The organism is Streptococcus sp. STC1396, from assembly GCF_058933875.1.
Genome location: NZ_JBZYCU010000021.1, coordinates 24963 through 36283, shown reverse-complemented (window position 1 = coordinate 36283; position 11321 = coordinate 24963). Strand labels below are relative to the sequence as shown.

10 protein-coding genes, 1 pseudogene and 1 riboswitch are annotated in these 11321 nt (G+C 43.2%); of the genes and pseudogenes, 1 reads left to right on the top strand and 10 read right to left on the bottom strand.

Going from position 1 to position 11321, the window contains the following annotated elements; all coding sequences use genetic code 11:
- Positions 1-147: pseudogene (locus AC5FEC_RS08095) on the top strand (IS110 family RNA-guided transposase); the annotation flags it as partial.
- A gap of 233 nt (positions 148-380) precedes the next feature.
- On the opposite strand, the gene AC5FEC_RS08090 reads toward AC5FEC_RS08095, so the two are convergent.
- The 10 genes from AC5FEC_RS08090 to AC5FEC_RS08045 form a co-directional block, all read right to left on the bottom strand.
- Positions 381-1646, bottom strand: coding sequence for a nucleobase:cation symporter-2 family protein (locus AC5FEC_RS08090; protein ID WP_217473417.1), 1266 nt, complete (start codon positions 1644-1646; stop codon positions 381-383).
- Between the two features lies 1 nt (position 1647).
- Complete coding sequence (locus AC5FEC_RS08085; RefSeq protein ID WP_037616986.1) at positions 1648-2229, bottom strand: xanthine phosphoribosyltransferase; 582 nt, start codon at positions 2227-2229, stop codon at positions 1648-1650.
- 100 nt (positions 2230-2329) lie between these two features.
- A riboswitch (purine riboswitch) is annotated at positions 2330-2427 on the bottom strand.
- Positions 2425-3408: a GMP reductase gene (guaC, locus tag AC5FEC_RS08080; RefSeq protein WP_493661851.1), complete on the bottom strand. Its 984-nt coding sequence runs from the start codon at positions 3406-3408 to the stop codon at positions 2425-2427. Its footprint overlaps the riboswitch before it by 3 nt.
- Positions 3409-3580: 172 nt before the next feature.
- The gene (locus tag AC5FEC_RS08075) at positions 3581-3763 is read right to left on the bottom strand and encodes a twin-arginine translocase TatA/TatE family subunit (RefSeq protein ID WP_217473406.1); all 183 of its coding nucleotides are present in this window, start codon (positions 3761-3763) and stop codon (positions 3581-3583) included.
- Positions 3763-4470 carry a twin-arginine translocase subunit TatC gene (tatC, locus tag AC5FEC_RS08070; protein ID WP_493661850.1) on the bottom strand — a complete coding sequence of 236 codons (708 nt, stop codon included), beginning with the start codon at positions 4468-4470 and terminating at the stop codon, positions 3763-3765. The genes AC5FEC_RS08075 and tatC overlap by 1 nt, the downstream gene beginning before the upstream one ends.
- Positions 4463-6160 (bottom strand): FTR1 family iron permease, encoded by a 1698-nt coding sequence (locus tag AC5FEC_RS08065; protein ID WP_493661849.1) that lies wholly within the window; start codon positions 6158-6160, stop codon positions 4463-4465. The genes tatC and AC5FEC_RS08065 overlap by 8 nt, the downstream gene beginning before the upstream one ends.
- On the bottom strand, positions 6138-7346 hold the full coding sequence (gene efeB / locus AC5FEC_RS08060) for an iron uptake transporter deferrochelatase/peroxidase subunit (protein WP_493661852.1): 1209 nt from the start codon (positions 7344-7346) through the stop codon (positions 6138-6140). The genes AC5FEC_RS08065 and efeB overlap by 23 nt, the downstream gene beginning before the upstream one ends.
- Before the next feature lie 4 nt (positions 7347-7350).
- Entirely contained in the window at positions 7351-8223 is an 873-nt protein-coding gene (gene efeO, locus AC5FEC_RS08055; protein WP_493661848.1) for an iron uptake system protein EfeO, read from the bottom strand.
- A 127-nt stretch (positions 8224-8350) separates the two neighbouring features.
- Complete coding sequence (locus AC5FEC_RS08050; protein WP_493661847.1) at positions 8351-9904, bottom strand: ClC family H(+)/Cl(-) exchange transporter; 1554 nt, start codon at positions 9902-9904, stop codon at positions 8351-8353.
- A 298-nt stretch (positions 9905-10202) separates the two neighbouring features.
- The gene (locus AC5FEC_RS08045; RefSeq protein WP_493661846.1) at positions 10203-11021 is read right to left on the bottom strand and encodes a PrsW family intramembrane metalloprotease; all 819 of its coding nucleotides are present in this window, start codon (positions 11019-11021) and stop codon (positions 10203-10205) included.
- Positions 11022-11321: the final 300 nt, after the last annotated feature.

The following is an 11321-nucleotide window of genomic DNA, read 5'->3' as shown; positions in this document are numbered from 1 at the left end:
ATTCAAAGCAGGAGAGGACCGCAAAAAGCAACTATTGCACTCGCACATCAACTTCTTAAAATAGCTTATATCCTTTTGAAAGAAAATCTTACTTATCAGGAGTTTGTGCTACAAAAAAAGGCTACTAAAGACGAGCCAGTAGCCTAATACAATTTTTTCGCTTTCATTATATCACAAGGGGAGTCTTTTTGCGCTCTTTTGAGTTTTCGTATAAAAGTCCTAGCCTCTCAATTGTCTTTGGATTGTCGAGCAAGACGCAGTGGTTGAGTGGGCTATACTACGCTGATTTCATCAGCTTTTACAGCCCTACTCAACTGTGCGGAGGTGGGACGACGAAATCGAATTCTAACGAATTACCGATTTCTGTCCCACTCTCTTTCTTATTTATTTTTGCGATTTAAGATAGCGTTTAGGACAATGGCAATCAGACTGGCCATGACAATTCCGTTTGAGAAGAACATCTGAAGACTGGTCGGTAGGCTGTTGAAAAGGCTGCTACCATTGAGTCCGACACCTGCTGAGATAGAAATCGCTGCAATGAGGAAATTATGCTCGCTGTGCTCAAAGTCAACACGCGCTAAGATTTGCATCCCCTGAACGGACACAAAACCAAACATGACCAGCATGGCACCACCAAGAACTGGACTTGGGATAATCTGCGCCAAGGCTCCGAATTTTGGCAAAAGGCCGAGGAGAATCAGGAAACCAGCGGCATAATAAATCGGCAACCGCGTCTTGATACCAGATAATTTGACCAAGCCAACATTCTGAGAAAAACCTGTGTAAGGGAAAGTATTGAAGATACCACCCAACAAGACCGCAAGTCCTTCTGCTCGATAGCCATTTCGCAAGCGGGTGCTGTCAATCTCATCTTTGGTAATGTCAGAAAGTGCCAAGTACACCCCTGTTGACTCTACTAAGGAAACCGTTGCGATGATACACATCATCACGATAGAAGAAAATTCAAACTTCGGTGCTCCGAAATAGAAAGGTGTTGGCACATGGACCAGCGGAGCCTGTGCGACTGGCGTCAGATCCACCAAGCCCATGGCCCCGGCAATGCCCGTACCGACAATCAAACCAATCAAAATAGAGATGGATTTGATAAAACCTTTAGTGAAAATGTTAATCAACAGAATAATCAGTACCGTCACAGCTGCTAGAATCAGACTTTGGGCGGTTGGCTTGTCTACGTTATTTCCCATATTGCCAATGGCTACTGGAATCAAGGTCAAACCGATGGTCGTAATAACCGAACCAGTCACAACTGAAGGAAACAGATTGGCGATTTTTGAGAAAATCCCAGCGATCAAAACAACATAAATCCCTGATGCAATCAAGGCACCAAACATGGCACCACTACCGTGACTCTGCCCAATGATAATCAAAGGAGCAACGGACTGGAAGGCCACGCCCAGCACGACTGGCAAACCGATACCAAAATACTTATTTAGCTGTAGCTGCAAAAGGGTTGCAATACCACACATGAAAATATCGGTCGAAATCAGATAGGTCAATTGCTCAGCCGAATAGCCCAAAGCCCCAGCAATCATAATCGGCACCAAGATAGAGCCCGAATACATAGCCAACAAATGCTGCAAACCTAAAACGGCTGCCTGTGAATGTTTTTCTTCGTTGTAGTTCATCTTATAAGTCTGCCTCTCTAAATACAACTTTCCCATTTTCAAATCGATCGATTCGAGCCAGAGAAAGAACTGTTTGTCCTTGCGCTTCTAGCAAGCTTCGACCATCTTGGAAAGATTTCTCAATTACGATTCCAACAGCTGCTACCTCAGCGCCAGCCTCTTCAATGATTTTAATCAGGCCGTTGGCTGCCTGGCCATTTGCCAAGAAATCATCAATGACCAAAACCTTGTCACTTGACTCCAAAAACTTGCCAGCGATGGAGACGGTCGAAGTGACCTGCTTGGTAAAGGAATATACTTCTGCTGTTAAAATCCCTTCGGTCATGGTGATATTCTTAGATTTTTTAGCAAAAATCATTGGAACATTCAAGGCCTCTGCTGTGTAGACTGCTGGTGCGATCCCAGACGCCTCAATCGTTACAACCTTTGTAATGCCTGTATCCCTGAAATGCTCAGCAAATACCTGACCAATTTCTTTCATGAGCGAAAAATCAACCTGATGGGTCAGGAAAGAGTCAACTTTGAGAATATTTTCTCCCAAAACGTTGCCGTCTTGCAGAATTCTCTCTTCTAATTTTTTCATATTTTCTCCTTTTTAATAGTCCCAATAAATCGAAAAAGGACCTACTATATAAGCAAGTCCCTCTTTTCAACGACAAACAGCCTGGCACTGAAAGTACCAGAAAGTCATTAGACTCACTTATTGTTAGATGTTTGGCATCTTGTAGAGACCTTGCCCCAATCATTAGCAAGATAAATAAGTTTCTTATATATTCAATTAATGGGCATCGCCATTCCAGATGGAATTTTTGACGATGACATAGTCCACGCGAGTTAGGCTATGCAAATCACGACCCCCCGCATAGGAAATCGAGCTCTGCAAATCCTGCTCCATTTCAGTTAATGTGTCTTTCAAATGTCCCTTGGCTGGCAGCAAAATTTTCTTGCCTTCGACATTTTTATAAGCACCCTTTTGATACTCGGACGCAGAACCATAATATTCTTTAAACTTATCACCATCTACTTCGATGGTTTCTCCTGGGCTTTCAATGTGGCCAGCAAAGAGCGAACCAATCATGACCATGCTGGCTCCGAAGCGGATCGATTTGGCAATATCGCCATGCGTTCGAATTCCTCCGTCCGCAATAATAGGCTTGCGGGCAACCTTTGAACACCAACGAAGCGCAGACAACTGCCAGCCGCCTGTACCAAAACCTGTCTTGACTTTGGTAATGCAGACCTTGCCTGGGCCGATGCCAACTTTGGTCGCATCTGCGCCAGCATTTTCCAGCTCCCGCACAGCTTCTGGAGTTCCGACATTTCCAGCAATGACAAAGGTATCTGGCAATTCTTTCTTGATGTGTTGAATCATTTGAATCACACTGTCTGAGTGTCCATGCGCAATATCAATCGTAATATATTCTGGCGCGTCATCTTTGAGGCTGCTAACGAAGTCATATTCATAGTCTTTCACACCGACTGAAATAGAAGCAATCAGGCCTTGCTCATGCATTCGCTTAACGAATGGTTTGCGACCTTCCTCATCGAAACGGTGCATAATGTAAAAATAGCCTCCTCGAGCAAGCTCTTCAGCGACAGATTCGTCTATAATCGTCTGCATATTGGACGGAACGACCGGCATCCGAAACCTATGTTTACCGAATTTCACACTGGTGTCAGCTTCCGAACGGCTTTTCACAATACATTTCGCTGGGATTAGTTGAATATCTTCATAGTCAAAAACCTGAAAATCATTGAGCATGGAAAACTCCTTATCAATACTTAAAAATGACCTACCTATGCTATTCAGCATCGCTATATCTATCCAGACATTTCCAGAAAAAGTATATCACAAGGTCCAGGTTTTGTAAAACATTTTAGTCGAATTATAGAGTAACGTTCGTAAATTAAGAAAAAACACGGGTGCCCGTGTTTTAATTTTTCTTATCTGTATCTGAGCCGGAGTTTTCTCCTCCATCGACTGCCTTTTTAAACTCTGAAAACATTTTTCCAATCGACTGCCCTAACTCTGGCAGACGTTTTGGTCCAAAAATCAGTAAGGCTCCTAGAACGATAACGATAAGGCCCGGTAGTCCGATGTCTTTTAAAATTCCCATTACGATGATCTCCTTTTCTCAATCATTTTACTCAGTAGGATACTGACTTCATACAGCAAAATCAGCGGTACTGTCATTGACAAATCACTGATAAAATCAGCCGGCGTCAAGATTACTGCTAATACCAATAAAACGAAATAAGCATAGCGTCTATATTTTATCAAAAATTGCGGCTTGAGCAAACCGATTGATGTCAGAAAGGTCACAATGACAGGCAATTCAAACAAGCAAGCAATCGGAATGGTCGTGTGAAATAGAAAGGATAGGTAGTTCTGCGCTGTCATCTGAACGACAAATAAACCATCTCCTAAAGAGAGCAGAACTTGCAAAATAGCAGGGCTGACAAAGTAAAAACCAAAGGCCAAGCCCAAGACAAAGCTGAAAAATGTAGCTGGTATATAAGCAAAAATCGCCTTGGCCTCACTATTTCTAAGAGCAGGTCGGATAAATTCCCAAATCTGATAGACCATAAAAGGGAGCGTCAGTGAGAAAGCCACAAGACTAGCCAGGCTAATATAAATCCAAAGAATGTCGTCTGGTCCCAATACAATCAGCTTCTGCTCAAAAGAAGCGGTCAACCATTTGTAAATATCCGCTGCAAAAAGCAGACTGACCAGAAAAATCAAACCGAACCAGATTAAAACAGCTATAAAACGCCATCTAAATTCCGTCAAGTGCTCAACAACGGTCTGTTCCTTACTAGACATCTGCTCGCTCCTTTTGCCGATTTCTAAAGGTCACATAAAGGACAACAACAAGAAAGATGGCTTGACTTAGAAGCACTTCTAGGATCGGATAAATTCCCAGCCAATCAATGGTTGGAAGATGAGACAGCAAGTGACTAGGGAAAATGGCTGTTAATTGCAGGGCATGAATGCTGACACCCAACATCTTAAAGGCCAAGGCATAAATCAGCCAGGTCAGACCAAAGAAAATCCGATGAGGCCGAATGAGACTGCTGGCCTTGGTCATTAGAATTGCGAGCAAGACTAAAACCAAAATAGCAAGTCCCAGTCCCAAAAAGAAGTCTAGAGCAGTAATTCGTGGTAAAATGCCTGCATAGAACAAGATGGTCTCCGCTCCCTCACGGAAAACAGCGAGAAAGCTCAGGGCAAACATGGAAATAAAACTACCACTGGCTGTCACTGCCTGCATCTGACTTGCCATGAAGTCATTCCACTTCTTGACAGAGGACTTACTGTGGAGCCAAATGCCGACCAAAATCATCATAACAACCGCAAAAATCCCCACTGCGCCCTCAATGATTTCACGATTAGAGCCAGAGGCAACGGCTGGAAAAAGAGTTTGCAGCAAAATAGCAATGACCGCACTGGCTAGTACACCCAAGCCAGCACCAGTATAAACCCATTTGAGGCCTTTTTTCATCTTGGAGGCCTTGAGTGTCGTGACAAGTGCCATCACAATCAGCAAAGCCTCAACGCCCTCACGCAACAAAATCAGCATGGCATCAAAGAAAGTATAAGATCCGCTAGTATCAATCTGCTCTAGCTCACTAATCAAGGATTCTAGCTGGTCTTGATAGTCCTTATCCTTACCCTTCACCATGATGACAGGCGACTGGCTTTCTACTTTGGTATAGAGGGAAGGATTTTTAGTGCTGACATCTCCTTCAACACTTGGCCAAATCGTAATAAATTTCTTCATCGCAGCCTTGCCCTGCTTCTCGTCCCCTTTTTGGAAAGCAAGCAGAGCCTTTTTTAGCAGGCCAATACCATCTGCCAGCGTAAGATTTTCACTGCTAGCTGCCGCTTCTTCTCCCTTGACAAAGCTATCAATGGCTGCTGTCAGGTCATCATAGGAAGTTTGAATGGCTTCAAAATCCGTTGGCTCCGTCTCGATAGCACTCCGTAAAAAGGAAATGGCCGTTTCCACCTTGCCATAGTGAGCTGTGCTATGATCCCGCACAACACCTTCATTGGCGGTCCAAGTCGAATTCATTTTTTTATAGGCTTCACGAATCTTTTCAAGATCCTTGCTCTCAATCGCTGCCTGAAGAGCTTGAAATTTTGATTCTAATTTATTGACCAGCTTGGTTTTTTCCGCCTCTAGATCAACGGGATTCTGCTCCTTTTCAAAAGCTAAAAGGGCAGTTGAAACCTTGGTCAACTTGTCCTCTGTCACATCGCCCGAGATAGTCAATGCCTTGCTGACTTCTTTCCCTGCAGTTGAGTCATGGTTGCCTAAAGCTGCAAATTCAGTCTGGATTTCCTCCAGCAATTGTTTGGCACTGGCTTGGTCGCCCTTTTGAACAGCGGTGCTGGCATCCGTAATCTTGATAAAGAGACTGCTATAAGAATCCTCAGCCGATACAGGCTGAACTAGGAGCAAAAGAGTCAGGAGCAAAAACAGGAATTTATTCAAATAATTTCTGACCAAGATATTCTCCTTTTTTGACACCGCCGAAGCAAGCAAACAAGCCACTGCCCACATGGGTGACATATTCATTCATCTTATCCTGTGCTCCAAGATTGGTCTGGACTTTGATAAAACTGTCGGGATCCTTTTGGAAAGAGATAAAAAGCAAACCTGTATCAAATTGACCGGTTGTTTCGTCAATACCATCTGAATAAGAATAGGAACGGCGATAGAGAGGCTTGTCGACTTCTTTGGCCAGTCGCACATGTGCATCAACTGGAAGCAAGTCCAAGTCTACCTCGTCAAATTCATTCGTCTTGCCAAAGGGCGCTCCGCTCTCCTTATAACGACCAAAGGTGTTTTCCTGCTCTTGCAAATTGGTCCGATCCCAAGTCTCAAGAAACATCTGGATTCGGCGGACAGCCATATAAGAGCCACCCTTCATCCAGTCCTTACTGTCACACCAAACCACCTTGTCAAAATCTTTCTCCTTGGTTACATTTGCCGTGCCGTCTTTAAAACCAAATAGATTGCGGGGAGTGGACATACGATCGCCAATGGCAGCAAAGCCAGCCTGACTCCATTTCATGGTAACAGCATTTCGCGCTTTACGAACCAGATTGCGAACAGCATGAAAAGCCACCTGTTCATCATCCGCGCAAGCTTGAATGACAATATCACCGCCAGTATATTTCTCTTTTAGTTGTTCCTTGGGGAAAGGAGGCATATCGCGAAATTCCTTGGGCTTTTTATCCTCCAAGCCCATTTTTTTCAGGAAAGAGGCGGAGACGCCAAAGGTCAAGGTCAGTCGATAAGGGTTGAGGCCGACCGTTTCTCCAGTATCAGTCGGTGGCAAGAGAGCATTAGAACCATCTTTTTTGACCAGCTCTCCATTGACCAACTTTTCACTGTAAGCAGTCCAGTCCTTGAACATCTGGATAATGGTCTCCCTATCCGTCGTATGCAAATCCAGAATAACAAAATAGATATTCTTTTGCATAGCCGTCGTGATACCAGCTTGATGCTCACCGTAAAAACTGATTTCTTCCTCACCATCAGCAAATTTCTTGTCTTCCTTCGCTTGATTAGCGAAAAAAGCAGATGCACTGGAAACACCCAGCGCTAAGCCTGCACCTCCAATCCCTGCTTTTTTAAGAAATTCCCGACGATCCATTTTTTTATTAAACCATTTTTCGTCCTTGGTCATCTTCTTACTTCCCATCTAGGATGATTCCCATTTGCGAGAGAGGTTCGCCCAGTTTTGTGACAGCTTCTCCTAGCTCTTTGGTATCTTCCTTGCTCAATTCGGTATAGAGTTTATAATTTTCAGAGTCCGTCATCTGCTTGTCTAGCAGACTATTGACATTCTTGAACTCAGTTTCTATACTTTTTACCAGTTTTTCATCTTTCTTCGCAATCAAAGGTTTAAAGAGTTCAAAAATCTTTTCTGCCCCTTGGATATTGGCACGGAAATCATATAGATCCGTATGGGAAAAGATTTCTTCTTCACCAGTAATCTTGCTGGTCGCCACTTCGTTGAGCAGGTCAACTGCACCAGTCAGCATGATGTCTGGCGTAACCTCAACAGTCGCAATTTTAGCCTTTAATTCTTTAATGTCATTGACCAGCTGATCTGCATATTTCTCTGTCCCCGCCGTTGTATTAGTTTCCCACAGAATTTTTTCAATCCGGTGGAAACCCGACCAGCCTTCTTCGGTCTTGTTTTCATCCAGATAGTCAGCTAAGCGGAAATCGATTTTCACATCAGACTCTCCGAAGCTCTCGGCAATCGGCTCTGAACGCTCGTAGCTCATACGAATCAGCGGATACATTTTCTTGGCTTCGTCAAGCTTGCCTTCTTTGAGCGTATCTCTGAACTTCTCCGTATCTGTCAGCAATTGATCGATTTCTTTCTGTACAAAAGCCTTATACTCTGTTGTTACCTTATCCAAAGCTTTCTGGTCAGAAGCCGAAAGACTCGTTTTGGCTTCCGAACTGCTGGCACTTGTAGTTGAGTTTTGATTGGCAGCACAGCCAGTCAGTAAAATAGCTGTTGAAAATAGGGCAATTCCAAGTTTTTTCATCTTGACTCCTTTATTTTCCCTCAAGGGGGCGAATTCTTACAAATTATAACAATTTTTTTCTCATATTTCAACAAATTGTCAGATAATTATAATAAAACTCATCTTTCTGAGTCAAGAAATAAGTATTTCAAAGCAAGATATCTTTAATTTTACCAATTTCCGTTTTCTTAACGACTACATAAATCGTATCTCCTAGGTAGAGACGACTGGCTCCGTTGACCGTCTGGGTCTTGCCCTTATGGATATTCATGGTAATTAAAACACCATGTGGCAGCTCCAATTCATGCACTTGTCGACCTGCGATTTTTTCTGATACAGGAATTTCAATTAAGGTTGTCTCCCCGTCATCTTCAATCCGATGTGGCAGCATTTTTTCAAGCATGGCTTCATAGACAGGCGCTCCCTTTAGCAGATCCATGGCAATATAGGCCATCAGAGTGACCAAGCCCAGTGGCATAAGGTTACGGATATCTCCAACCATCTCCGTCACGAGAATCATAGCCGTTAGCGGAGCTTTGGAAATGGCGCCAAAATACCCACTCATTCCCAAGATGATAAAGATTGGGAATTGGTCCTGAGAAATAAAGCCAGCCTCCACACAAAGGGCTCCAATTGCTGCGCCTAGTAAAGAACCCAAAGCCAGAATGGGCAGGAAAATACCACCGGGAAGACCGCTACCATAACTGATCATGCTCCATACAAAACGAAGTAAGAAAAAGACAAGCAGGGTTCCGACTGTATGATGAGCACTCGTCAGAGACAGAATCAGCTGATTCCCACCGCCCAGCAAATGAGGCAGAAAATAGCCAACCGGAATGATCAAAACAAAGGCAAAAATCGGATAGTAATTTTTCGGCAGCCTAAAAAATTTTCCTAGAGCTTCATAAACCAGATGAATATTGAGGACCGCTTTTTCATAGAGAAAGCCAGCCAAACCCAGAAACAAGCCCATTAAAATATAGATCCAGTACTGCTCCAGCCCCATGAAAGGAATATTATCTGGCATATCCAAAACAGGAGTCAGTCCAAACATAGACAGGGAAATGAAATTCGCCACCAAACTTGCAGCCAAGGTTGAAACCCAAAAAACTCGAGAAAAATGATGGTAAACTTCCTCAACGACAAAGAGCAAACCTGCAATTGGCGCATTAAAAGCCGCAGCCAAACCCGCAGCTGCACCGCTGGCAATCAAGGACCGTTCTTCCAATGGACTCAGCTTCAGCCACTTTGAAATACCTTTTCCGCTCATAGCACCCAGTTGAATACTTGGTCCCTCACGCCCCAGCATCAAACCACTGGAAATCGCCAAAGTACCCACTAGGAATTTTTTCCAGAGAATGCTCCACCAAGAGAGAGACATCAAGCCTTTCAACTCGGCCTCAACTTGCGGAATCCCCGAACCTTTTATATCCCTTTCCGTACGTACTAATCTAGCATTTATGAAGACAATGAAAGCATACAAGAAAAGCAGTGCCACCAGCCAAAGCCACTCGCTTCTGCCCTTCACATAAGCTGCTTGAACCAAGTGAAAACTTTTTTCAATCAAAAAACGAAATGATCCCACTACTACTCCAGCAAAAATACCTACCAGAATCCCTCTAAAAACTTGAGAAATAATGGAGCTGGACATAAATTTAAATTCTTTTCTTGTATCAGAAACCTGCTCTGTTTGTCTTATCATACTCTCTCTCCAAAAGATGTTATAGCAACATTTTAGCATAAAATATAGTCAAGAAACAAGGTAATATCTATTATAGTTTTTCTTTCATCTCTTAAACTTTACAGACCAGCTATCAAAAGAGAGTGGGACAGAAATCGGTAATTCGTTAGAATTCGATTTCGTCGTCCCACCTCCGCACAGTTGAGTAGGGCTGTAAAAGCTGATGAAATCAGCGTAGTAGAGCCCACTCAACCACTGCGTCTTGCTCGACAATCCAAAGACAATTGAGAGGCTAGGACTTTTGTCTCAGCCTCTGCGTTTATACTGACAAGTCTTCCTGATCAATCTTGTGAGCTGTTCGATAAGCTTGGTAAAAGATAAAGACAGCTACAGCAGTCATGGCTGGCGTGATGATCGGAATATCTGTTTCGATAGCAGTCAGCGGAGAGTTCCATAAGAAATGGAGTACAAAAGCTGACAAGAAATAAAATAGTCCAGCTTTAAAGTAGGCCTTTTGTGTCTTGGCAAATCGGAACATCAGGGCTAAGCCGATAGTGGTCAAAGCAGTATAGAGCCAGTGAGAAGCTACCCCACCAGTGATACGACCTAAGATACCAGAGATAGTGAAGGAAAAACCTTCAGGCAGATCAGAAATGATATATGAGAAATCTTCACTGATTTGGAAGCCCATACCAGCTGTAATTCCTAGCAGTAAAAAGGCTCTCAGTTTCTTGACTGGCACTAGATAGACAGCGAAAGCAACTGCTAAGAGCTTGAGTGGTTCTTCAACCAGAGGAGCAGCGAGGGCATTCTCCAGATAACTAATCACAGTATTTGGAAAGCTCGTGCTGACCCACTCATGGATATAGGTATTGGCCAAGCCAGAAGTCCAGCCAGAAATGAAAAGACCACCCAGCAGAGCTACACCTAGGCTAAATGCAGGCGTCTGCCATTTTTTACCCAAACTGCGAATCAAAAGCAGAGCTGGGATGATATAAAGCAGCGCCAAGAGGGCTGATAGTCCGACAATTCCATAACCAGTACCTGACATACTGCCAGTGGTATAAGCTTGTGTCTCGTATTCCAATCCGATTGCGCTCAGAAGGAGATAAGTGAAAAGAACAATATTTTTCTTCATATAGCAACTTTCTAAAATTTTATTTTCATCTTAGTATAACAGAAAAATCGTAAAGATAGCTAATTGAAATACTAATTAGAACGCTACTGCTGATCTATCTTCGTTCTGGAGACTTAAAGTGTTTATCGCTTATGTTGAAGTGGAAGAGAAAATGAAGCAAGTTAATTTCCGGTGCTCAAAAAATCAAGATGACACTAGAAAAAGAAGGACTAATTCTATATTCTCGTCGCATCATGGCATCATGATAAAATTTGGATTGATTGCTCTCTATCAAAAAGCATAATTCATGTTACTTCATCT

Bases quoted from the DNA above. Each gene is read 5' to 3' on its own strand.
- tatC (WP_493661850.1), bottom strand. From the start codon at position 4,470: ATGTCTAGTAAGGAACAGACCGTTGTTGAGCACTTGACGGAATTTAGA.
- efeB (WP_493661852.1), bottom strand. From the start codon at position 7,346: ATGACCAAGGACGAAAAATGGTTTAATAAAAAAATGGATCGTCGGGAA.
- AC5FEC_RS08085 (WP_037616986.1), bottom strand. From the start codon at position 2,229: ATGAAAAAATTAGAAGAGAGAATTCTGCAAGACGGCAACGTTTTGGGA.
- AC5FEC_RS08045 (WP_493661846.1), bottom strand. From the start codon at position 11,021: ATGAAGAAAAATATTGTTCTTTTCACTTATCTCCTTCTGAGCGCAATC.
- AC5FEC_RS08090 (WP_217473417.1), bottom strand. From the start codon at position 1,646: ATGAACTACAACGAAGAAAAACATTCACAGGCAGCCGTTTTAGGTTTG.
- efeO (WP_493661848.1), bottom strand. From the start codon at position 8,223: ATGAAAAAACTTGGAATTGCCCTATTTTCAACAGCTATTTTACTGACT.
- AC5FEC_RS08050 (WP_493661847.1), bottom strand. From the start codon at position 9,904: ATGATAAGACAAACAGAGCAGGTTTCTGATACAAGAAAAGAATTTAAA.
- guaC (WP_493661851.1), bottom strand. From the start codon at position 3,408: ATGCTCAATGATTTTCAGGTTTTTGACTATGAAGATATTCAACTAATC.
- AC5FEC_RS08075 (WP_217473406.1), bottom strand. From the start codon at position 3,763: ATGGGAATTTTAAAAGACATCGGACTACCGGGCCTTATCGTTATCGTT.